Raw genomic sequence first — 20,465 nt, forward strand, 5'->3', positions numbered from 1 at the left:
GACATGGATACCGAGCTTAAAACCCGCATCCTCTCGGCGGTCGACGCCGCATTCGATGACGAGACCGCGTTTCTCTCCGAGCTGACCGCGCACCCGTCCACCCGTGGGCAGGAGCAGAGCGCGCAGGACTTCATGGCCGCTGCCCTCGATGAGCGCGGCTACGAGGTGGATCGCTGGCAGATCGACGTCGAGAAAATCCGCGACATGCCGGGTTTCTCGCCGGTGATGGGCGATTACGAGGACGCGGTGAATGTGGTGGGCACCCATCGCAGCCAATCGCGGAAGGGGCGCTCGCTGATCCTCAACGGCCATATCGACGTGGTGCCTGCGGGGCCTCTGGGCATGTGGGACGCGCCGCCGTTCGAGCCGCATGTCGCCGATGGCTGGCTCTATGGGCGCGGCGCGGGGGACATGAAGGCGGGGTTGGTGTCGAACCTCTTCGCGCTCGATGCGCTGCGCAAGGCGGGTTTCGCTCCCGGGGCGGATGTGTTCTTCCAATCCGTCGTGGAAGAGGAGTGCACCGGCAACGGCGCGCTGGCCTGCCTTGAGCGCGGTTACCGCGCCGACGCCGCGCTGATCCCCGAACCGTTCGAGGAAAAGCTGGTCGACGCGCAGCTCGGCGTGGTCTGGGCGCAGGTGCACCTGAAGGGTCTGCCCACGCATGTGGCCTATGCCGGCACCGGCGCCAATGCGATCGAGGCCGCAATTCCGCTGATCGAGGCGCTGCACGGGCTGGAGGAGCGCTGGAACGCGCCGGGGTGTCGGCACGGGGATTTCGCCCACGTCCATCATCCGATCAACCTCAATATCGGCAAGATCCAGGGCGGTGACTGGGCGTCCTCCGTCCCGGCCTGGTGCATCTTCGACATGCGCATCGCGATCTATCCGGGTCAGGATATCGCCGCCGCGCGTGCCGAGATCACCGAGACCATCATGGACGCCGCGCGCAATAACGCCTTCCTGAAGAACTCGCTGCCCGAGATCGTCTGGCACGGCTTCATGGCCGAGGGCTATGCGCTTTCCGACGACCACTCCGCCACGGCGAAGGCCGCGATTGGTGCTCTCGAAGGGGCGCATCGCAGCGTCAACGAGAGTGATCTCGACCGCGTGGCGATCACCGCGACCACCGATGCCCGTTTCTTCGGGCTCTATGCCGACACGCCCGCGCTGGTCTACGGGCCGCGTGCCGAGGCGATCCACGGCTTCAACGAGCGCGTCGAGCTGGAAAGCATCCGTCGCATCACCCAGAGCACCGCCCTGTTCATCGCGGACTGGTGCGGGCTCGAAACCATCTGAGGATACCCATGCGCGACGCTGTCATCGTCTCCACCGCCCGCACGCCCATCGGCAAGGCCTATCGCGGCGCGTTCAACAATCTCGAAGGCCCGGCGCTGGCCGCTCATGCCGTGCGCGCGGCCGTCTCCCGTGCAGGCCTTGAGGGCGGCGAGATCGCCGATGCGATCTTCGGCTCGGCCCTCACGCAGGGCTCCACCGGCGTCAACGTGGCGCGCCATATCGCGCAGGCGTCGGGCCTGCCCGACTCCGTGGCGGGCGTCACGCTGGACCGACAATGCGCCTCGGGCCTCAACGCGATCGCGGCGGCGGCTCATGGCGTGATGACGGGCGAGATGGACGTGGCGCTTGCGGGCGGGCTCGACTCGATCTCGCTGGTGCAGAACGAGCATTGGAACGGCTATCGCTACCGCAGCCCCGGCGTGCCCGACGCCTATTACATGTCGATGATCGAGACGGCGGAGGTCGTGGCCGAACGCTATGGCGTAACCCGCGGGGCGCAGGATGCCTATGCGCTGCAAAGCCAGACGCGCACCGCCGCCGCGCAGGAGGCCGGTCGCTTCGATGCCGAGATCGTGCCGGTCGAGGCGGTGAAGCTGGTGAAGGACAAGGCCACGGGCGACGTCTCGGAGCAGTCGGTGCGGCTGGAACGCGACGAATGCAACCGGCCGCAGACCACGCTGGAGGGGCTTCAAGGGCTCAAGCCGGTGCTGGGCCCCGACAAATGCGTGACCGCAGGCAATGCGAGCCAGCTCTCCGACGGCGCGTCCGCCTGCGTGGTGATGTCCGCCGAGGAAGCCGCGCGGCGTGGGCTGGAGCCGCTGGGCGCGTTCCGGGGCATGGCGGTCGCGGGCTGTGCACCTGACGAGATGGGCATCGGTCCGGTCTTCGCGATTCCGCGCCTGCTGGAGCGTGCGGGGCTCTCCATCGACGATATCGACCTGTGGGAGATCAACGAGGCCTTCGCTTCGCAGCTTCTCTATTGCCGCGACCGGCTGGGCATTCCCGACGATAAGCTCAACGTCAATGGCGGCGCGATCTCGATCGGCCATCCCTATGGCATGTCGGGCGCGCGCATGGCGGGCCATATCCTGCTGGAAGGCAAGCGCCGCGGTGCGCGCTACGGCGTCGTGTCGATGTGCATCGGCGGCGGGCAGGGGGCTGCGGGCCTGTTCGAGATCTTCTGAATAAATCGGTGTGGGCGTTGCGCGTGTGACGCCCCGTTCCGCTTTCCCTTCGCGTGACCCGCGTTATCGTGGGCGCGCGACAAAGAGGGAGGCGCGTTTTCCAGATGGTGTTCAAGGTTATCCGTTACGAGGTCGAAGAGCAGGTCGCGGTGATCACGCTCAACCGGCCCGATGTGATGAACGCGCTTAACGCGCAGATGCGCGCGGAAATCCTCGAGGCGGTGAAACGCGCCGAGGATGAGGCACGGGTGATCGTGCTGACCGGCGCGGGCCGTGCCTTCTGCTCGGGGCAGGATCTGGGCGATGGCGTCTCGGCGGCCGGGCTCGATCTGGAGCGGGTGCTGCGCGACGAATACGAGCCGATGCTCAAAGCGATCTACGAGAGCCCGCTGCCCGTGGTCTCCGCGGTGAACGGGCCTGCGGCAGGGGCGGGCGCGAATATTGCGCTGGCCGCGGATGTGGTGATCGCCTCGGAAGCGGCGAGCTTCATTCAGGCCTTCACGCGGATCGGGCTGATGCCGGATGCGGGCGGCACCTATTGGCTGCCGCGTCAGGTGGGCTTTGCCCGCGCAATGGGCATGGCTCTGTTTGCCGACAAGATCACGGCGCGGCAGGCGGCCGATTGGGGCATGATCTGGGAGGCCATCGCCGAGGTCGATTTCGACCACCACTGGCGCACCCGGGCGGCGCATCTGGCCAATGGTCCGACGGCGGCCTATCGCGCGGTGAAGCGCTCGCTGCGCGAAGGTTACAGCAATGATCTGTCGACCCAGCTGGAACTGGAAGCGGAGCTGCAGGGCAGCCTCGGTCAGAGTCACGATTTCCGCGAAGGCGTGACGGCGTTCCTCGAGAAGCGCGCGCCGAAATTCGAGGGGCGTTGAGCGCCCAGCGGCCTTGCCAAGCCGCCGCGCCCGCGCTAGCCAGAGCGCGCTGCGGGCGTGGTGGAATGGTAGACACACGGGACTTAAAATCCCTTGGGCATTGCCCGTGCCGGTTCGAGTCCGGCCGCCCGTAGCCTTCCTGCGAAAATGTGAGCTATCGTGAGGCCGTCCGGGCATGCGCGTGCCGCAGGCTTTGCCAATCGAGGCTTGCCCGCAATGCCCCCGCCGCCTAAACCCGTCGTCAAGCAAGGGGGAATTCATGGCTCGCAGACCGACGGGACCGGCCGATGACCGGCCCAAGACGAAGAAGATCGGCGCGCTCAAGGGGCTCGGCCCCTTCATCGCACCTTACAAGGGGCTCGCCTTCGGGGCGCTCTTGGCGCTGATCGCCACCGCCACGATCTCGCTGATCCTGCCGCTCGCGGTGCGCCGCGTGGTGGACGGATTCCAGAAGGGCGCGGCGCTGCTGGATCAGTATTTCTTCGCCGCGCTGGTCATCGCGGGTCTGCTCGCGATCGGGACGGGGCTGCGCTACTACCTCGTGACGCGCTTCGGCGAACGGGTCGTGGCCGATATCCGCAAGGCGGTGTTCGACCGGGTGATCTCGATGAGCCCCGCATTCTTCGAGCGCATCCTGACCGGCGAAATCATCTCGCGCATCACGACCGACACCACGCTGATCCTCTCGGTGATCGGCTCGTCCGTCTCGGTCGCGCTGCGCAACGTGCTGATCCTGATCGGCGGGTTGATCATGCTGCTCTTCACCTCGGCCAAGCTGACCGGGCTGGTGCTGCTGGTCGTGCCGGTGGTCGTGGTCCCGATCGTGGTTCTGGGCCGCCGCCTGCGGGTGCTGGGCCGCGAGAACCAGGACTGGATCGCGAATTCCTCGGGCTCGGCCTCGGAGTCGCTTTTGGCGGCGCAGACCGTGCAGGCCTTCACCCATGAGGCGATCACCCGCGAGAAATTCTCCGACGTCACCGAGAAAGCCTACCTCTCCGCCAAGAAACGGATCGGCACGCGGGCGGTGATGACCGTGATCGTGATTTTCCTTGTCTTCGCCGGCGTCGTGGGCGTGCTCTGGATCGGCGCGCGCGACGTGCGCGCGGGCGAGATGAGCGTGGGCGAACTGGTGCAATTCGTGATCTACGCGGTGATGGTCGCGGGTTCCGTCGGAGCGCTGTCGGAAATCTGGTCCGAATTGCAGCGGGCGGCCGGCGCGACCGAGCGTCTGGTGGAGCTGCTGCAAAGCGAGGACTCGGTGAAAGACCCCGAGCATCCGGTGCCGCTGCCGATGCCGGCGACCGGCGCGATCCGGTTTGAGGATGTGAGCTTCCACTACCCGTCGCGGCCGCAGGCCTCCGCGCTCGACCATGTCGATCTCGACATCGCGCCGGGCGAGACGGTCGCGCTGGTCGGGCCCTCGGGCGCGGGCAAGACGACCGTCGTGCAGTTGATCCAGCGGTTCTGGGATCCCGAAACCGGCAAAGTCATGATCGACGGCTACGACCTGCGCGACATGGCGCGGCATGATTTCCGTCAGGCGATCGCGCTTGTGCCGCAGGATCCGGTCGTCTTCGCGGCTTCGGCGCGCGACAATATTCGCTTTGGGCGTCCCGATGCGACCGACCGCGAGGTCGAGGAGGCTGCGCGCGCGGCCCATGCCTATGACTTCCTCGAGGCTCTACCCGACGGGTTCGACACCTATGTCGGCGAGCGCGGCGTGATGCTTTCGGGCGGGCAGAAGCAGCGTATCGCGATTGCTCGCGCGATCCTGCGCGACGCACCGATCCTGCTTCTGGACGAGGCGACCTCGGCGCTCGATGCAGCCTCGGAACGCGAAGTGCAGGCGGCGGTCGATCAGCTGGCCAAGACGCGCACCACGGTGATCGTGGCGCACCGTCTGGCCACCGTGAAAAAGGCCGATCGGATCGTCGTCTTCGAGGAAGGCAAGATCGTCGCGCAGGGCACGCATGACAGTCTCGTGGCCGAGGGTGGTCTCTATGCGGAACTGGCGAAGCTGCAATTCACCGAAGGAGCGTGAGAGGCGTTCGCGCCTTTCCACCTTGAACCCGGACGCTTGTTTCCCCACGTCAGATTTTGCGTGACGTGACGTTTTGGCGGCGGCGTAACTCTTGCCGTGGCGGGCGCTTTTGCCGCATCCTGCGCGTGGCCCGTCAGTGGAGGATCGCGGCGGCCCCGGGAGGAGAATAATGCAGAAATTCGCGACAGTTGCCGACCGTGATGCGGTCGAGGCCGAGAAACCCTGGGAGGCGCGCAACCGCCCCGAAACGCTTTACGGTTTTCTCAGCGAGACCGCCAAGGCCCATGGCGATCGTCCGGCCCTGTCGTTCCAGATCATGTCCGGCCCGACCGACAAGGCGGAGACGCTGACATGGTCGCAACTGCACGGCAAGGTCACGCAGGCCGCGAACCTGCTGCGCCATCTGGGCGTCGGGCCGACCGACACGGTGGCCTATCTGCTTCCGAATTCGCTGGAGACCGCGACGGTGCTGCTTGCGGGGGCCACGGCCGGGATCGTGAACCCGATCAACCCGCTTCTCGAGCCCGAGCAGATCGGCGCGATCCTGCGCGAAACCAAGGCGAAGGTTCTCGTCACCCTGAAGGCGTTCCCGAAGACGGACGTGGCGCAGAAGGCGGCTGAAGCCGTGCGGCTTGCGCCGAATGTCGAGGCTGTGCTCGAAGTCGATCTCAACCGCTACCTCTCGCCGCCGAAAAGCTGGATCGTGCCCTTCGTGCGTCCCAAGACCGGGGTGAAGCACAACGCGAAGGTGATGAGCTTCAACGGCGAAGCCGCGAAGATGCCCGGTGACAGGCTGATGTTTGACAACCCCAACGAGGATCGCGTCGCGGCCTATTTCCACACTGGCGGCACCACCGGCATGCCCAAGGTCGCGCAGCACAAATATTCCGGCATGATCTACAATGGCTGGCTCGGTGGTCGGCTCCTGTTCAAGCAGGACGACGTGATGATGTGCCCGCTGCCGCTGTTCCATGTCTTCGCGGCCTATCCGATCCTGATGTCGGCCATCGCCTCGGGCGCGCATGTCATTTTCCCGACCCCTGCGGGCTATCGTGGGGAGGGGGTGTTCGACAATTTCTGGAAGCTGATCGAGCGCTGGCAGGTGACCTTCCTCATCACCGTGCCCACTGCGGTCTCGGCGATGGTGCAGCGCAAAGTCGATGCCGATATCTCCTCGCTGCGGACCGCGCTCTCGGGCTCTGCGCCGCTGCCGATCGAGCTTTATAACCGCTTCAAGGCGGCGACCGGGGTCGAGATCGCGGAAGGCTACGGCCTCACCGAAGCGACTTGCCTGGTGTCGGTCAATCCGGTGGACGGGATGAAGAAGGTGGGCTCCGTCGGGATTCCGATGCCCTATACCCATGTGCGCATCCTCAAGAAGCGCAACGGCACGTTCGACGAATGCGGACGTGACGAGGTCGGCGAGATCTGCGTCGCCAATCCGGGCGTCTTCGAGGGCTCGACCTATACCGAGCCGGACAAGAACCACGATCTGTTCGCCGAGGAGCGTTTCCTGCGTACTGGCGATCTGGGCCGCATCGACGAGGACGGCTATCTCTGGATCACGGGCCGCGCGAAGGATCTGATCATCCGGGGCGGGCACAATCTCGACCCGGCAGAGATCGAGGACGCGCTGCTGAGCCACCCGGCCGTCGCTTTCGCGGGCGCGATCGGCCAGCCGGACAGTTTCGCGGGCGAGCTGCCCTGCGCCTATGTCGAGTTGGTGGCGGATGCCGAAGTCACCAACGAGGAGCTGATGGAACACGCGAAAGCGAATATCCACGAGCGCGCCGCGATCCCCAAATACCTGGAGGTGATGGACGAGTTGCCGAAGACGGCGGTGGGCAAGATCTTCAAGCCCGACCTACGCAAGAAGGCGATCATGCGGGTGCTCAATGGCGAGCTGGAAAACGCCGGCATCAAGGCGCATGTGATCTCGGTCACAGAGGACAAGAAACGCGGTCTGGTGGCGCATGTCGCGACCACTGGCGACTGCGATCAGGACGCGCTGGCCCATAAGCTGGGCGAGTTTACCGTGCCGTGGGACTGGGCACAGTAAGCACCCCTTCAGATCTCTGCCACCCATTGCGCCGCCCTCAGGGGCGGCGCTTCGATTATGGAGACATCGTGGCGGTGCATCGCGAAATTGCCCCCGACCGGCCCAAGTAGGTTCCGATTTCAATGGTTAAAGAAAGTTAAAGAAGCCGCATTCGCAAGGACGGATCGGCACCATTGAGATCGAGTGTAACGATGTTCCGGATTACCATTGCCCGTTTCGTGAAACGCGCCCTTGCCCTCTTTGTGGCGAGCGTTCTGTACAGTTCGGCCGCGCAGGCGGTGACCGTGGACCTGATCACGAACGGTGATTTCGAGACCGGTAACCTCTCGGGCTGGAGCACATCGAGCACCGCCTTCGCCGATGACTTCCAGATCAATAGCGGGCGGTTCAACCCGCGCGGGCCGACGCGGCGCGTCGATCCGATTTCGGGCAATTACGACGTGATGAACGAGCAGACCGGCTACGGTGTATCGACGTTGACGCAATTCTTTGCGGTGCCCGATCAGGTGATCAGCGCCAGCTTCAACTTCACCTATCAGATCGTGAACCATTACCTCTTGGGCTACGATGACCCGAACCAGCAGTTCCGCGTGAGCCTGATCGACAACGCGGGGGCGGTGATCTCGCAGATTTTTGCGACGCAGCCGGGCGATGCGACGACACAGGGTGCGACGGCGCTGAGCTACGACCTGACCAGCTACCTGCAGGCCGGGGTGGGCTCGACGCTGGGAATCCAGTTCGATGTCGAGACGAATTACTACTATATGAACGCCTCGCTGGACGAGATCGCGATGATGGTCGAGACGCCTGCTACCGTGCCGCTGCCCGCCTCGGTCTGGATGATGCTGGCTGGGCTGGGGCTTTTCGTGGGGCTTGGCTGGCTCGGTCGCCGGCGCGCGCGCGACCCGGTCGCAAATTGCGACAGCTTTGCCGCCGCGTAACAGGCCGTGAAAGCGTCCCGACAACGCCACCGACATATCCACAGCCCGCCACGTAAGCGCCTCAATTGAGCGGAAATCTGAAAGGGTGACGCCAGAACGGCGTCGATGCAAAGGAGACACGGAATGAGCCGCCTGATTGCCCTTTTCAGCTTCTTCAAGCGTCGGGAGGACCGTATCGAAGTGAGGATGAAGGCCCTTGGCGCGATGCCCGCGCCCCGCCGCAGCCGCGTCTCGCCCTTCGCCGAGATGCCGAAGCCTCAGTAAGAGCCGCGCGCCTTAGTGCAAGTCCAGTGCCAGTGACGAAACGCCCGAGGGTCATTCCCAGCGGGCGTTTGTTTTTTCCGCTTTTCGCGCCGGGAGAGGGCCTCAGAAGTCGACCGCGACGCCAGGCAGGTCCAGCTCCTTCATCAGGTCGCGCACTTCCTGACGGGCCGCCACGTTGGAGATGTTGAGGCTCTCGACGCCGAGGTCCTTCAGGTCCAGAAGCGTCAGCCCGCGCGGGAACAGCTCGCGGAAGATCACCCGTTCGGAGAAGCCGGGCGAGACGCGGAACCCGATGCGCTTCGAGAGCTGTTCGAGCGCCGCGCCCACCTTGCGCTTGTTGTGCATCTGCTGGGCGCCCACGCGGTTGCGCAGCACGATCCAGTCGATCGGCTTCAGACCCGCCTTCGCGCGCAGCTGCCGCGCCGACCAGACCATCTCGGAATAGATAGAGGGGCCGATCACCTTCGACGTCACCGGATCGATCCGCGCCAGCAGGTCGAAATCGATGAAACTGTCATTGAGCGGCGTGACCAGCGTATCGGCCAGCGAATGCGCGACCTGAGACAGCCGCGTATGCGAGCCGGGGCAGTCGATCAGGATGAAATCGCAGGACGGCTCCATCTCGGCCACGGCAGTCGACAGACGGTGGTCATAGGGGTTCTCGCCCGGACCCAGCGTCGAGGCGTCCACCTCGGGCAGTTCGCGATAATCGGGGCAGGGCAGGTCGAGCCCCTCACGATCCATATAGGCCAGCCGGTTCTCGATATAGCGCCCGAAGCTGCGCTGCCGCAGATCGAGATCGAGCGCCCCCACTTTCCATCCCATCCGCGCCAAGGCGGTCGCCACATGCATCGAGGTGGTGGACTTCCCCGACCCACCCTTTTCGTTGCCCATCACGATGATATGCGCCAAGTCCCATCCCCGCTTTGTCTTGTGTCTTGTCCCTTACCAGACACTATAGATGGCAATAGGGAACTGGGGAAGGTGGCGCGCGAGGGGCGAGGTGCCGTGGCCTAGAAACACTGCGTTTAAGCAACAGAGAAAAGCGCAGAGCATGGTTATGCTCTGCGCTTTCGCTTTTCGTTCGAAGTGTGTGTCGGAACTTACCGGCTGAACTTCTTGTACTTCACCCGCTTCGGCTCGACCGCATCCGGGCCGAGACGACGGATCTTGTCTTCCTCGTAGTCCTCGAAGTTGCCCTCGAAGAATTCCACATGGGCGTCGCCCTCGAAGGCGAGGATGTGGGTGCAGAGGCGGTCGAGGAAGAAGCGGTCGTGCGAGATGATGATCGCGTTGCCGGCGAAGTCTTCGATCGCGGCTTCCAGCGCCTGCAGAGTTTCGACGTCCAGATCGTTGGTCGGTTCGTCGAGCAGCAGCACGTTGCCGCCCTCTTTCAGCAGCTTGGCCATGTGGACGCGGTTGCGCTCACCACCCGAGAGGAGACCCACCTTCTTCTGCTGGTCGCCGCCCTTGAAGTTGAACGCGCCGCAATAGGCACGGCTGTTGACCTGCGCGTCGCCCAGTTCGATGAGTTCGGCCCCGCCGGAGATTTCCTCCCAGACGGTCTTGTTCGCATCCAGCGCGTCGCGCGACTGGTCGACATAGGCGAGCTTGACGGTCTCGCCGAGGGTGATCTCGCCGGTGTCGGGCTTGTCCTGACCGGTGATCATGCGGAACAGCGTGGATTTCCCGGCGCCGTTCGGGCCGATCACGCCGACGATGGCACCCGGCGGGATCGAGAAGGACAGGTCCTCGATCAGTTGCTTGTCGCCGTAATGTTTCGAGATGCCCTCGACCTCGATCACCTTGCCGCCCAGACGCGGGCCGTTCGGGATGATGATCTGGGCCTTGCCGACGCGCTCGCGCTCGGACTGGTCCGCCATCTTTTCATAGGCCGAGATACGCGCTTTGGACTTCGCCTGACGGGCTTTCGCGCCGGCGCGGATCCACTGAAGTTCCTTCTCGAGGACCTTCTGTTTGGCCTTGTCTTCGCGGGCTTCCTGCTCGAGGCGCTTGGCTTTCTGCTCCAGCCATGCGGAGTAGTTGCCTTCGTAAGGGATGCCGCGGCCGCGCTCGAGTTCGAGGATCCACGAGGTGATGTCGTCGAGGAAGTAACGGTCGTGCGTGACGCAGAGGATCGTGCCCTTGTATTCGATCAGGTGCTTTTGCAGCCACGCGATGGTTTCCGCGTCGAGGTGGTTGGTCGGTTCGTCCAAGAGCAGCATGTCGGGCGCTTCGAGCAGCAGCTTGCACAGCGCGACCCGGCGGCGCTCACCGCCCGAGAGGGTTTCGACGTCGGCGTCGTCCGGCGGGCAGCGCAGGGCCTCCATCGCGACGTCGACCTGGCTGTCGAGATCCCACAGGTTCTCCGAGTCGATCTCGTCCTGCAGCTGGGCCATCTCCTCGGCGGTCTCGTCCGAGTAGTTCATCGCCAGCTCGTTGAAGCGCTCCAGCTTGGCCTTCTTGGCGGACACGCCTTCCATGACGTTGCCGCGCACGTTCAGCGCCGGGTCCAGATCGGGCTCCTGCGGGAGGTAACCGACTTTCGCGCCTTTCGCGGCCCAGGCCTCGCCCGAGAAATCCTTGTCGATGCCGGCCATGATGCGCAGCAGCGTGGACTTACCCGCGCCGTTTACGCCCACGACGCCGATCTTCACGCCGGGAAGGAAATTCAGGCGGATGTTTTCGAAGCATTTTTTGCCACCCGGATAGGTCTTCGAGACACCATCCATGTGATAGACATATTGATAGGACGCCATAGTCGACCTCGTATGGAATAAGGGGTTTGGGCGCCTTCTATGCGGAAAGCCGGGATAGGGAAAGGGGGCGTGGCGGGAGCCTACGGGCGAGCCTGCCGCTTCTGTCGCGGAACTGTCAATTTTCAAGGTGCGCAGATGCGCAGAACTGTGTTTGAAATCGCCAGTTTCCTGCGAATGCGAACGATCCTAGATCAGCGTCATCGCCGAGGGCACAGACGCTTCCCCCTGTCGCTTCGCTCTCGGTGAGAAGAACAACATGCGTATTCGTATAGGAGAGTAACCATGAAAACGCTTATCACGACTTCCGTCCTCGCCCTCGCCCTGAGCACGTCGCTGGCTGCTGCCGGCGGTGACGGCTACGGCTCCATCGCGCCCTCGATGTCGCAAAGCTCGTCGGCCAGCAAAGGCTCGGCTGTTGGCGAAGTGACCCCCGGCAAGGCCCAGATCGCGGCCCAACTCGGTCTGAACCCGGCCGAATACACCACCGCCGAGCTGTTCCGCATCCAGAACGCGCTGCGCAACGGCAATCGCGACGAGGCGAAATACGTCATCAACCACACCAACCGTCAGCCGGTCGACGTGGCGCCGCAGCCCGTGATGGGCCGTGACGCGTAAGGTCGACGCAGTGTTCTGACCGAAAACGGCTCCCTCGCGGGGGCCGTTTCTATATGTGCGAACCTGCCATTTTCTTTCGATAAAGTTGGTTTTCACATGTATTCCAGATACTTCACGGCGTCTGGAACGGGCGAGAGTTCCCTGTGTATATGTGTTTGAGTAAACATGGGAGCGGGCCGAAACGGCCTTTTGTGCGATGATTGGGTTCATAAGTCGGGGTCATCGGCGCCAGACGGTGCCGCGGAAAATCAACCTGCTGATGAAAGGATTTCATCATGACCCGCAATCTTCTGACTACTGCTATCGCAGCGCTCGCCCTCACGGCAGGCTCCGCCGGACTCGCTTCGGCCGCCACGACCTATAACGGGCCTGACAATAATTCGGACCTGGGTGTCATCGCGCCTTCGATGACGCCGCAAACCCAAGGGTCATCGATGGTCGTCAACGCGACCAATCAGGGCAGAGCGCAAGTTGCCGCAGAGCTGCAAACCTTCGCCGGTCTCAACAATGTCGATCCCACGCAATATTCGGTGGGAGAGTTGCAGAAAATGCTCCACGCAGCGCGCAAGGGCGATACTGCCAAGCTGGCCTACTACCGCAGCCACGCGGACCGGCAACCGGGCGGTCCCGGCCTCGGCAGGACCACGCCGGGCAAGACCCAGATGGCTTCGCAGCTTGGGCTCAACCCCGACAACTACACCGTTGCCCAGCTTCAGCGCATCCAGCATGACGTGCAGCGCGGCAACTATGGCGACGCCCATTTCATCGTGACCCAAGGCGCTTCGTCGCAACCCACGACGATGCACTTCGCGCCGAAGGCTTCCTGACCTGACATCGCCTGACTTGACGAAAGGGGCGGTCCTTCGGGGCCGCCTTTTTCATGCGCTTTGACAGGGCGGTCAAAGCCTGTATCCCTGAGCGAGACCTATGGGAGAGAACATGCTCGAAACGCTAAGGCATTATTACGAGGGCGAGAGCCACCGGGCGCATGTCTTCCGCTACGGGCTTCTGATTTTCGACCTCTTGACGATCGTCTTCGTCATCGTGACCTCGTTCTTTCCGCATTCCAGCACCATAGGCGCGATCGATGCCGTGATCGGCGTCGTGATCGTGGCGGATTTCCTCGCCCGTTACGCGATCTCGGGCGAGAAGGTGCGGTTCTGGACCCGCGCGCCGACCTGGGCGGACCTGATCGCGATCGGCTCCTTCCTTGCGCCGATCGCGGGGCAGGGGTTGGGCTTTCTGCGAATCCTGCGGACGCTGCGGCTGTTGCACACCTACCAATTGCTCGCGCGGCTGCGGGCGGATTTCTCTCTATTCCGGCACCACGAAGAGATTATCGTCGCGGCGATCAACCTTCTGGTTTTCCTCTTCGTCATGACCGGGTTGATCTATTCGACGCAGGTGCGGATCAACCCGGAGATCAAAAATTACGCCGACGCGCTCTATTTCACCGTCACCACGCTGACGACGACGGGCTTCGGCGACATCACCCCCAAGGGCGAATGGGGGCGGATGATCTCGGTCGCGATCATGATCTTCGGGGTGACGCTTTTCCTGCGGCTCGCTCAGGTTCTGTTCCGGCCAACGAAGGTGCGTCACGAATGCCCGACCTGCGGGTTGAAACTGCACGATGCCGATGCGGTCCATTGCAAGCATTGCGGCGAGGTCATCCATATCGACACCGAAGGGATAACCTGAGCGCCTCAGCAGGGCTTGGCGAGCACCATCACGTACCACGGGCCCTTGCCGTCGCGCTTGGGGACGACCGCCACGCCGATCCGCGTCACGCCGCGTAGCAGGATGTTGCGGCGATGGCCGGACGACTTCATCCAGGCGTCGAAGGTCTCGCCCGCATCGCGCTGGCCCATCGCAACATTCTCGGCGATCAGGCAGGCGTGAAAGCCCGCGCGCTCCGCGCGCGTGAGTGGGGTCGACCCGTCGGAGCCCGTGTGGGCAAAGAAGCCGCGCCGGGCCATGTCGCAGCCCTGTGCCGCGGCTGCCTGTGTCAATTGCGGGTCCATCGCGAGCGCGTTTAGGCCCTGCGCCTGTCGCTGTTGCGAGGTTGCCAGCGCGATCTCTCGCCCCTGCGCGGCATCGATGGCGCACTCGCCAGCCTGCGCCGCGAGCGGGAGCAGGCCGAGAAGCAAGGCGGACAGGGCGAAAATGCGGATCAAACGAGTCGTCCCCAGAGATCGTATTCCGAGGCCTCGTCGACCTCGACCGTCACGATATCACCGGGGCTGAGATTCTCGAAATCCTCATCGATGAAGAGGTTGCCGTCGATCTCGGGAGCATCCGCCTTGGTGCGGCAGGTCGCGCCTTCCGCATCGACCGCATCCACGATCACCTGCTGCACGGAGCCCACCTTGGCCTGCAGCTTCGCCTCGGAAATTGCCTGCGCCTTCTCCATGAAGCGGTTCCAGCGGTCCTGCTTCACCTCGTCGGGCACATGATCGGGGAGGGTGTTGGAGCGCGCGCCCTCGACATTCTCGTACTGGAAGCAGCCGACGCGATCGAGCTTCGCCTCGTCCATCCAGTCGAGCAGGTACTGGAACTCGTCCTCGGTCTCGCCGGGATAGCCGACGATGAAGGTCGAGCGCAGCGTGATATCCGGGCAAGCCGCGCGCCATGCCGCAATCTCATCGAGCGTCTTGGCCGAGGCCGCGGGCCGCGCCATCCGTTTGAGCACGTCCGGATGGGCGTGCTGGAACGGGATGTCGAGGTAAGGCAGCACGCCGCCACCGTGCTCCTGTGCTTCCGCCATCAGCGGGATCAGATTGCGCACATGCGGATAGGGATAGACGTAATGCAGCCGCACCCATGCGCCGAGCGACCCCAGATCGCGGGCGAGATCGGTGATATGCGCGCGGTGGCCCCGCTCTTCGGCATGTTTGATATCGACGCCGTAAGCGGAGGTGTCCTGCGAGATCACCAGCAATTCGCGCACGCCCGCACCGACCAGCTTCTCGGCCTCGCGGACGATCGCATGTGCCGGACGACTGACGAGGCGGCCGCGCATGTCAGGGATGATGCAGAACTTGCACTTGTGGTTACAGCCCTCGGAAATCTTGAGGTAGCTGTAATGGCGCGGCGTCAGCTTCACGCCCGCGGCGGGCAGAAGGTCGACGAAGGGATCGGGATCGGGCGGCACGGCCGCATGGACCGCGTCGAGAACCTGCTCGTATTGATGCGGCCCGGTCACTGCGAGCACGGACGGGTGCGTGCCGGTGATATATTCGGGCTCGGCACCGAGGCAGCCAGTTACGATGACCCGACCGTTCTCGTTCAACGCCTCGCCGATCGCCTCGAGGCTTTCCGCCTTGGCGCTGTCGAGAAAACCGCAGGTGTTCACGATGACAGCATCCGCGCCCGCGTAATCGGGCGAGATCGCGTAGCCCTCGGCGCGCAGTCGCGTCAGGATGCGTTCGCTGTCGACCAGCGCTTTCGGACAGCCAAGCGAGACCATCCCGATCAGCGGCTGACCGGGGCGGGGGGCATCCGTGATGCGCGCGCGGGGCGCGAGATCGGGACGCAGGTTCGGAGGGTTCGTGCTCATGGCGCGCGATATAGCCTTTGCAGGGCGCCCCGAAAAGCCCCTCGCATCGGGGCAGCATCGGTTGGGGCGGCGGGATTGCGGCGTGTGTGACCGGCTCAAACGAAAAGGGCGCCTCGCGGGGCGCCCTTCGATATCTCGGGGGAAGCGGCCTCAGCGGCGACGGTCGCGGCGCGAGCTCATCGGCTGGAAGGCGACGCCGACATGGGCCTCGCAATAGGGCTTACCGGATTGGCTCGGCAGGCCGCAGAACCAGAATTCCTCGGTCGCAGGGTCGCCGATCGGCCATTTGCAAGTGCGCTCGGTCAGTTCCATCAGGCCAAGCTTCTTGGCGTGTTTCTCGACCTCGCCGACCTTGGCCAGCGCGGCGGGGTCGATCTCGTTGGCCGACGGCTGCGGCGGCAGCGGCTGGCCGGCGGGGATGATCGCCTTGCGTGCGGGCGCGGCCGACGGGGCTGCGGCCTGAGCGGGCGCGGGGCTCGCCGGTTTCGCGGCAGGTTTGGGGTCCGGCGCCTCGGCCGCGGGCTGCGCGGCGGGCTTCTCGGGTTTCGCCTCGACCTTCTCGGGCTTGGCTTTCGGCTCGGGTTTCGCGGGCTCTGCTGCGCCGCCGGTGCGGTTTGACAGGCCGAGGCGATGCACCTTGCCGATCACCGCGTTGCGCGTCACACCGCCCAGCTCTTTCGCGATCTGGCTGGCCGATTGGCCTTCGGTCCACATCTTCTTGAGCAATTCGACGCGTTCATCGGTCCAGGACATGGGCATCCTTCCTTGGTTTCCTGCAAGTCCGTCTTGCAGGCCATTCCAGTTTCAATCCCTATTTTAGCGGGAGAGCGCAGAGATACAATCGCGGGGCCCGCTTTTCAAGGGCTACGAGGCGGTTCGGGCGCGTGCGCAAGCGGGAAACCGGCTGTGCGCTCGCTGCGTTGAGCTGCGGGCCGCGAGCGTGTAGGGAGCGGTCAACAACGGGAGTATCAGGATGTACGAGATCGGTGTGCGCCGTTTTGGCGCGGTAAACTGGATGGGCCTGCGGATGTTGGGCTGGCGCGAGATTCGCCGCTTTCTCGCGGTCTGGCAGCAGACGGTGTTGGCGCCGCTGATCACCGCCGGGCTGTTCCTGACCGTCTTCGCGCTGGCCTTCGGGCGCAATCGGGCCGACGTGCTCGGCGTCGATTTTCTGCATTTCATTGCGCCGGGCATCCTGATGATGACGGTGATCCAGAACGCCTTTGCCAATACGTCCAGCTCGATCGTGATCGCGAAGGTGCAGGGCAATATCGTCGACACGCTGATGCCGCCGCTTGCGCCGTGGGAAATCCTCGTGGGGTATCTGACCGGGGCGGTAGCGCGCGCGCTGATCGTGGCGGTCGTGATCTGGATCGGGCTGTTTGTCGTGCTGGGGCAGGGTGTAGCACATCCGTTCTGGGCGCTGGCCGCAGTCGTCTTCGGCGCGGCCTTCCTTGGCGGGCTGGGCATTCTGGCGGCGGTGTTCGCCGACAAGTTCGACCAGATGGCGGCGATCACCAACTTCATCATCACGCCGCTGTCGTTCCTGTCAGGAACCTTCTACTCGGCCAAGGCGTTGCCGCCGGCCTTCCAGATCCTGACCCATTACAATCCGGTCTTCTACCTGATCGACATGGCCCGCTTCGGCTTCCTCGGTGTGTCCGATGCGTCACCGTGGCACGGTCTGGCGGTGATCGGCGTGGCGCTGATCGTGGTTCTGGGACTCGGCTGGTACTGGTTGCGCATTGGCTATCGCATGAAGCCCTGAGCCAGTCGCGGCGCGGCGACTTACGCCGAGTGCGCGCCGCCCGCGAGGCCTTTCACGAAGTCCAGAACCTCGGCCACCGGCTTGCCCTCGGCGATCTCTTTCACGATGGCCGAGCCCACGACGCAGCCATCGGCCACGCCCGCGATGGTCTTGGCCGCCTCAGGCGTCGTGATGCCGAAACCAACGATCACCGGCAGATCGGTCTTGGCCTTGATCCGTGCGACTTCCGGGCCGACCTCGGTCGCCTGCGCGGCCTGAGAGCCGGTAATCCCCGTCACCGAGACGTAATAGACAAAACCGGACGTGTTCTGCAGAACCTTGGGCAGGCGCTTGTCGTCGGTCGTCGGCGTCGCTAGGCGGATGAAGTTGATCCCGGCAGCCTGCGCGGGGATGCAAAGCTCCTCATCCTCTTCCGGCGGCAGGTCGACCACGATCAGCCCGTCGATGCCCGCGGCCTTCGCATCTTCGAGGAAGCGATCCACGCCGCGCGAATAGATCGGGTTGTAATAGCCCATCAGCACGATCGGCGTGGTGTCGTCGGTCTTGCGGAATTCCGCCGCCATGTCGAGCGTCTTCTGCAGCGTTTGCCCGCCGTCGAGCGCGCGCTGCCCGGCCAGCTGGATCGTCGGACCGTCGGCCATCGGATCGGTGAAGGGTACGCCCAGCTCGATGATGTCGACGCCTGCCGCCGGCAGGCCTTTCATCACCTCGAGCGAGGTTGCCAGATCCGGGTCGCCCGCCATGATATAAGAGACGAAGGCTTTCTTGCCCTCTTCCTTGAGGCTGGCGAATTTGGCGTCGATGCGAGTCATGGCGTCCCTCCGGCTGGTCCCGAAGCGGTTTGCGCGAAGAGGGCGGGAAAATCAATGCCTCGCGCGCGTGATCGAATGCCACGACGGCCCGCGCATACTGCGGCGACGGACCGCGCCTACATCTTCGAGGGGCCGTTGATCATCCACGCCGTTCCGAAACGGTCACGCAGCATTCCGAATCCGTCGGCCCAGAACGTGTCGTCGAAAGGCATCATGACCTCCTCGGCCCCATCCATCAGCCGCTCGAAGATCGCCTTCGCGGCCTCCCGGCTGTCCGAGACATGCGAGATCGAAACCGAGCTTTGCGGACGATCGCGCCCCTCGGGCCAATCCGATGCCATCAGCGCGCCATCTCCGAGCTTGATCAGCGCATGCATGATCCGCGCCTTGCCGCTATCGCTCATGCCTTCGCTGGCCTCGGGCATGTCGCCATAACGCATGAGGAAGGGGGACTCAGTGCCGAAGAGGTCGGCATAGAAACGCATCGCCTCTTCGCAGTTTCCTTGAAAGTGGATGTAGGGTTCGAAACTCATCGCGGTCACCTCCCTGAACACGAAGGCCAGCCTATCACGATTCCGGCCCTCGCGCGCGCTTGCACCGGGGGCGGCCAATGAATAAGAAGCGCGCAGCCACAAACAGGAGGGCGAAATGGGTTTCAAGATGGGTATCGTGGGTCTGCCGAACGTGGGCAAATCCACCCTCTTCAACGCGCTGACCAAGACGGCGGCCGCGCAGGCGGCGAATTTTCCCTTCTGCACGATCGAACCGAATGTCGGCGAAGTGGCCGTTCCCGATGAGCGGATCGACACGCTGGCCCAGATTGCAGGCTCGAAAGAGATCATCCCGACCCGTATGACCTTCGTCGATATCGCCGGCCTCGTGAAAGGCGCCTCGAAAGGGGAGGGGCTGGGCAACCAGTTCCTCGCCAATATCCGCGAAGTCGATGCCATCGCCCATGTGCTGCGCTGCTTTGAAGATGGCGACGTGACCCATGTGGAAGGCCGCGTCGATCCGGTGGCCGATGCCGAGACCATCGAGACCGAACTGATGATCGCCGATCTCGAAAGCCTCGAGAAGCGTATTGCGAACCTCGCCCGCAAGGTGAAATCCGGCGACAAGGAAGCCAAGGAGGCGATGCGCCTTCTGGAGCAGGCGAAAGAGGCTCTGGAAGCCGGTCGCCCCGCGCGCACCGTCGAGGTGTCCGAGGACGACCGCAAAGCGTGGAACATGCTGCAGCTGCTGACCGCCAAGCCGGTTCTCTATGTCTGCAATGTCGAGGAAGGCTCCGCCGCGACCGGCAACTCGAAATCCGAAGCGGTCGCCAAGATGGCCGCAGAGCAGGGCGCGGGCACCGTGGTGATCTCGGCCAAGATCGAAGAGGAAATCTCGCAGCTCGACGCCGAGGAAGCGGAGATGTTCCTCGAAGAGATGGGTCTGGAAGAGGCCGGTCTCGACCGGCTGATCCGCGCGGGCTACGACCTGCTGGGCCTGCAGACCTATTTCACCGTCGGCCCGAAAGAGGCCCGCGCCTGGACGATCCGCAAGGGCACGCTGGCCCCGGCGGCGGCGGGCGTCATCCACGGCGATTTCGAACGCGGCTTCATCCGCGCCGAGACGGTCTCCTACGACGACTACGTCGCCAACAAGGGCGAGGCGGGCGCGAAAGAGGCCGGCAAGTTCCGCGTCGAGGGCAAGACCTACGAAGTCAAAGACGGCGACGTGCTGCACTTCCTGTTCAACGCGTGAACCTCGGCTGGGGGCGTCACTTCTTCGCCCCCGCCTTGACCTCCGTGATCGCGTCGACATCCACGATCTGCCACGGCATCCCCGCATTGCGGTAGAGCCGCTTGGCCTTGTCGGGATAGTCGCCCACGTCATGGGGTAGGCGCTGACCCACCACGAGCAGCCGCAACATTTCCGATCCGGTGTTCTCGATCGTATGGGCCGCGCCGCCTGCGCGGTAGCCAATGAAATCGCCCGGCCCGATCGCGTGACGCTCTTCGCCGATCCGCGCGGTCGCCTCGCCGCTGAGCACGAAGATCGCCTCGTCCTCGTGGTGGTGGCGGTGAAACTCGGTGGTCTCGCAGCCGGGCACCACCTCGATGATATGCACCCCGATCCCGGTCAGCCCCGTCGCATCGCCAAGGCTCTTGTTGATCCGCCGAGCATTCGGGTTGAGGAAATGCGTCTTCGCCAGCCCTTCCATAGCCGCGATCTCATCGGCCCGGATCAGATATCGGTCTTCGCTCATCGCGCCCCTCCTTCTCCTTGATCCAAATATCCCCG

The 20,465-nt window shown here is 64.1% G+C and carries 20 protein-coding genes and 1 tRNA gene; 13 read left to right on the forward strand and 8 right to left on the reverse strand.

Going from position 1 to position 20,465, the window contains the following annotated elements; genetic code table 11:
• The first annotated feature begins 3 nt into the window (after positions 1 to 3).
• From B6V72_RS04460 to B6V72_RS19125, 8 genes are all read left to right on the forward strand, one after another.
• Complete coding sequence (locus B6V72_RS04460; protein ID WP_088734836.1) at positions 4 to 1,296, forward strand: ArgE/DapE family deacylase; 1,293 nt, start codon at positions 4 to 6, stop codon at positions 1,294 to 1,296.
• 8 nt (positions 1,297 to 1,304) lie between these two features.
• Positions 1,305 to 2,480, forward strand: a complete 1,176-nt coding sequence (locus tag B6V72_RS04465) for an acetyl-CoA C-acyltransferase (RefSeq protein WP_088734838.1) — start codon at positions 1,305 to 1,307, stop codon at positions 2,478 to 2,480.
• A gap of 104 nt (positions 2,481 to 2,584) precedes the next feature.
• Positions 2,585 to 3,361, forward strand: a complete 777-nt coding sequence (locus B6V72_RS04470) for an enoyl-CoA hydratase-related protein (RefSeq protein ID WP_075774019.1) — start codon at positions 2,585 to 2,587, stop codon at positions 3,359 to 3,361.
• A gap of 51 nt (positions 3,362 to 3,412) precedes the next feature.
• Positions 3,413 to 3,494: transfer RNA gene (locus B6V72_RS04475), tRNA-Leu, on the forward strand.
• Between the two features lie 126 nt (positions 3,495 to 3,620).
• Positions 3,621 to 5,402 (forward strand): ABC transporter transmembrane domain-containing protein, encoded by a 1,782-nt coding sequence (locus tag B6V72_RS04480; RefSeq protein ID WP_075774020.1) that lies wholly within the window; start codon positions 3,621 to 3,623, stop codon positions 5,400 to 5,402.
• A 169-nt stretch (positions 5,403 to 5,571) separates the two neighbouring features.
• On the forward strand, positions 5,572 to 7,461 hold the full coding sequence (locus tag B6V72_RS04485) for an acyl-CoA synthetase (protein WP_088734840.1): 1,890 nt from the start codon (positions 5,572 to 5,574) through the stop codon (positions 7,459 to 7,461).
• A 191-nt stretch (positions 7,462 to 7,652) separates the two neighbouring features.
• Positions 7,653 to 8,402, forward strand: a complete 750-nt coding sequence (locus tag B6V72_RS04490) for a VPLPA-CTERM sorting domain-containing protein (RefSeq protein WP_088734842.1) — start codon at positions 7,653 to 7,655, stop codon at positions 8,400 to 8,402.
• A 123-nt stretch (positions 8,403 to 8,525) separates the two neighbouring features.
• Positions 8,526 to 8,666: a hypothetical protein gene (locus B6V72_RS19125; protein WP_157771605.1), complete on the forward strand. Its 141-nt coding sequence runs from the start codon at positions 8,526 to 8,528 to the stop codon at positions 8,664 to 8,666.
• Positions 8,667 to 8,768: 102 nt separating this feature from the next.
• On the opposite strand, the gene B6V72_RS04495 is transcribed toward B6V72_RS19125, so the two are convergent.
• On the reverse strand, positions 8,769 to 9,578 hold the full coding sequence (locus B6V72_RS04495) for a division plane positioning ATPase MipZ (protein WP_075774023.1): 810 nt from the start codon (positions 9,576 to 9,578) through the stop codon (positions 8,769 to 8,771).
• A 191-nt stretch (positions 9,579 to 9,769) separates the two neighbouring features.
• A complete protein-coding gene (ettA, locus tag B6V72_RS04500) occupies positions 9,770 to 11,425 on the reverse strand; it encodes an energy-dependent translational throttle protein EttA (protein WP_088734844.1) in 1,656 nt (551 codons plus the stop codon).
• A gap of 282 nt (positions 11,426 to 11,707) precedes the next feature.
• Here ettA and B6V72_RS04505 point away from each other — a divergent pair, with 282 nt between their 5' ends.
• The 3 genes from B6V72_RS04505 (at position 11,708) to B6V72_RS04515 (ending at position 13,741) form a co-directional block, all read left to right on the forward strand.
• A complete protein-coding gene (locus tag B6V72_RS04505) occupies positions 11,708 to 12,040 on the forward strand; it encodes a hypothetical protein (protein WP_075774025.1) in 333 nt (110 codons plus the stop codon).
• Positions 12,041 to 12,315: 275 nt separating this feature from the next.
• Positions 12,316 to 12,867: a hypothetical protein gene (locus B6V72_RS04510; protein ID WP_088722329.1), complete on the forward strand. Its 552-nt coding sequence runs from the start codon at positions 12,316 to 12,318 to the stop codon at positions 12,865 to 12,867.
• A gap of 112 nt (positions 12,868 to 12,979) precedes the next feature.
• On the forward strand, positions 12,980 to 13,741 hold the full coding sequence (locus B6V72_RS04515) for an ion channel (RefSeq protein WP_075774027.1): 762 nt from the start codon (positions 12,980 to 12,982) through the stop codon (positions 13,739 to 13,741).
• Positions 13,742 to 13,746: 5 nt separating this feature from the next.
• On the opposite strand, the gene B6V72_RS04520 is transcribed toward B6V72_RS04515, so the two are convergent.
• The 3 genes from B6V72_RS04520 to B6V72_RS04530 all read right to left on the reverse strand — a co-directional run bounded on the left by B6V72_RS04520 (position 13,747) and on the right by B6V72_RS04530 (position 16,352).
• Complete coding sequence (locus tag B6V72_RS04520; protein WP_088734846.1) at positions 13,747 to 14,217, reverse strand: CAP domain-containing protein; 471 nt, start codon at positions 14,215 to 14,217, stop codon at positions 13,747 to 13,749.
• The gene (gene rimO / locus B6V72_RS04525) at positions 14,214 to 15,599 is read right to left on the reverse strand and encodes a 30S ribosomal protein S12 methylthiotransferase RimO (protein ID WP_088734848.1); all 1,386 of its coding nucleotides are present in this window, start codon (positions 15,597 to 15,599) and stop codon (positions 14,214 to 14,216) included. The genes B6V72_RS04520 and rimO overlap by 4 nt, the downstream gene beginning before the upstream one ends.
• A 150-nt stretch (positions 15,600 to 15,749) precedes the next feature.
• On the reverse strand, positions 15,750 to 16,352 hold the full coding sequence (locus B6V72_RS04530) for a GcrA family cell cycle regulator (protein WP_075774030.1): 603 nt from the start codon (positions 16,350 to 16,352) through the stop codon (positions 15,750 to 15,752).
• A gap of 220 nt (positions 16,353 to 16,572) precedes the next feature.
• Between B6V72_RS04530 and B6V72_RS04535 the strand changes: the two genes are divergently transcribed.
• The gene (locus B6V72_RS04535; protein WP_088727348.1) at positions 16,573 to 17,367 is read left to right on the forward strand and encodes an ABC transporter permease; all 795 of its coding nucleotides are present in this window, start codon (positions 16,573 to 16,575) and stop codon (positions 17,365 to 17,367) included.
• Between the two features lie 20 nt (positions 17,368 to 17,387).
• Here B6V72_RS04535 and trpA read toward each other — a convergent pair whose 3' ends face one another.
• Both trpA and B6V72_RS04545 read right to left on the reverse strand, forming a co-directional pair.
• Positions 17,388 to 18,179: a tryptophan synthase subunit alpha gene (gene trpA, locus B6V72_RS04540; RefSeq protein WP_088734850.1), complete on the reverse strand. Its 792-nt coding sequence runs from the start codon at positions 18,177 to 18,179 to the stop codon at positions 17,388 to 17,390.
• A gap of 116 nt (positions 18,180 to 18,295) precedes the next feature.
• Entirely contained in the window at positions 18,296 to 18,712 is a 417-nt protein-coding gene (locus tag B6V72_RS04545) for a VOC family protein (protein ID WP_088734852.1), read from the reverse strand.
• A gap of 115 nt (positions 18,713 to 18,827) precedes the next feature.
• On the opposite strand from B6V72_RS04545, the gene ychF reads away from it, so the two are divergent.
• The gene (gene ychF, locus B6V72_RS04550) at positions 18,828 to 19,925 is read left to right on the forward strand and encodes a redox-regulated ATPase YchF (protein ID WP_075774034.1); all 1,098 of its coding nucleotides are present in this window, start codon (positions 18,828 to 18,830) and stop codon (positions 19,923 to 19,925) included.
• A 16-nt stretch (positions 19,926 to 19,941) separates the two neighbouring features.
• On the opposite strand, the gene B6V72_RS04555 is transcribed toward ychF, so the two are convergent.
• Positions 19,942 to 20,430, reverse strand: a complete 489-nt coding sequence (locus tag B6V72_RS04555) for a cupin domain-containing protein (protein WP_088734854.1) — start codon at positions 20,428 to 20,430, stop codon at positions 19,942 to 19,944.
• Between the last annotated feature and the right edge of the window lie 35 nt (positions 20,431 to 20,465).

Source organism: Thioclava sp. F34-6 (assembly GCF_002213235.1).
GTDB lineage: Bacteria > Pseudomonadota > Alphaproteobacteria > Rhodobacterales > Rhodobacteraceae > Thioclava > Thioclava nitratireducens.

Excerpts from the sequence above, each read along its gene's own strand:
- B6V72_RS04545 (WP_088734852.1), bottom strand. The coding sequence starts at position 18,712 with ATGAGTTTCGAACCCTACATCCACTTTCAAGGAAACTGCGAAGAGGCG.
- ychF (WP_075774034.1), top strand. The coding sequence starts at position 18,828 with ATGGGTTTCAAGATGGGTATCGTGGGTCTGCCGAACGTGGGCAAATCC.
- B6V72_RS04515 (WP_075774027.1), top strand. The coding sequence starts at position 12,980 with ATGCTCGAAACGCTAAGGCATTATTACGAGGGCGAGAGCCACCGGGCG.
- B6V72_RS04480 (WP_075774020.1), top strand. The coding sequence starts at position 3,621 with ATGGCTCGCAGACCGACGGGACCGGCCGATGACCGGCCCAAGACGAAG.
- rimO (WP_088734848.1), bottom strand. The coding sequence starts at position 15,599 with ATGAGCACGAACCCTCCGAACCTGCGTCCCGATCTCGCGCCCCGCGCG.
- B6V72_RS04485 (WP_088734840.1), top strand. The coding sequence starts at position 5,572 with ATGCAGAAATTCGCGACAGTTGCCGACCGTGATGCGGTCGAGGCCGAG.
- B6V72_RS19125 (WP_157771605.1), top strand. The coding sequence starts at position 8,526 with ATGAGCCGCCTGATTGCCCTTTTCAGCTTCTTCAAGCGTCGGGAGGAC.
- B6V72_RS04555 (WP_088734854.1), bottom strand. The coding sequence starts at position 20,430 with ATGAGCGAAGACCGATATCTGATCCGGGCCGATGAGATCGCGGCTATG.
- B6V72_RS04510 (WP_088722329.1), top strand. The coding sequence starts at position 12,316 with ATGACCCGCAATCTTCTGACTACTGCTATCGCAGCGCTCGCCCTCACG.
- ettA (WP_088734844.1), bottom strand. The coding sequence starts at position 11,425 with ATGGCGTCCTATCAATATGTCTATCACATGGATGGTGTCTCGAAGACC.
- B6V72_RS04505 (WP_075774025.1), top strand. The coding sequence starts at position 11,708 with ATGAAAACGCTTATCACGACTTCCGTCCTCGCCCTCGCCCTGAGCACG.
- B6V72_RS04470 (WP_075774019.1), top strand. The coding sequence starts at position 2,585 with ATGGTGTTCAAGGTTATCCGTTACGAGGTCGAAGAGCAGGTCGCGGTG.
- B6V72_RS04460 (WP_088734836.1), top strand. The coding sequence starts at position 4 with ATGGATACCGAGCTTAAAACCCGCATCCTCTCGGCGGTCGACGCCGCA.
- B6V72_RS04535 (WP_088727348.1), top strand. The coding sequence starts at position 16,573 with ATGTACGAGATCGGTGTGCGCCGTTTTGGCGCGGTAAACTGGATGGGC.
- B6V72_RS04490 (WP_088734842.1), top strand. The coding sequence starts at position 7,653 with ATGTTCCGGATTACCATTGCCCGTTTCGTGAAACGCGCCCTTGCCCTC.
- B6V72_RS04530 (WP_075774030.1), bottom strand. The coding sequence starts at position 16,352 with ATGTCCTGGACCGATGAACGCGTCGAATTGCTCAAGAAGATGTGGACC.
- trpA (WP_088734850.1), bottom strand. The coding sequence starts at position 18,179 with ATGACTCGCATCGACGCCAAATTCGCCAGCCTCAAGGAAGAGGGCAAG.
- B6V72_RS04465 (WP_088734838.1), top strand. The coding sequence starts at position 1,305 with ATGCGCGACGCTGTCATCGTCTCCACCGCCCGCACGCCCATCGGCAAG.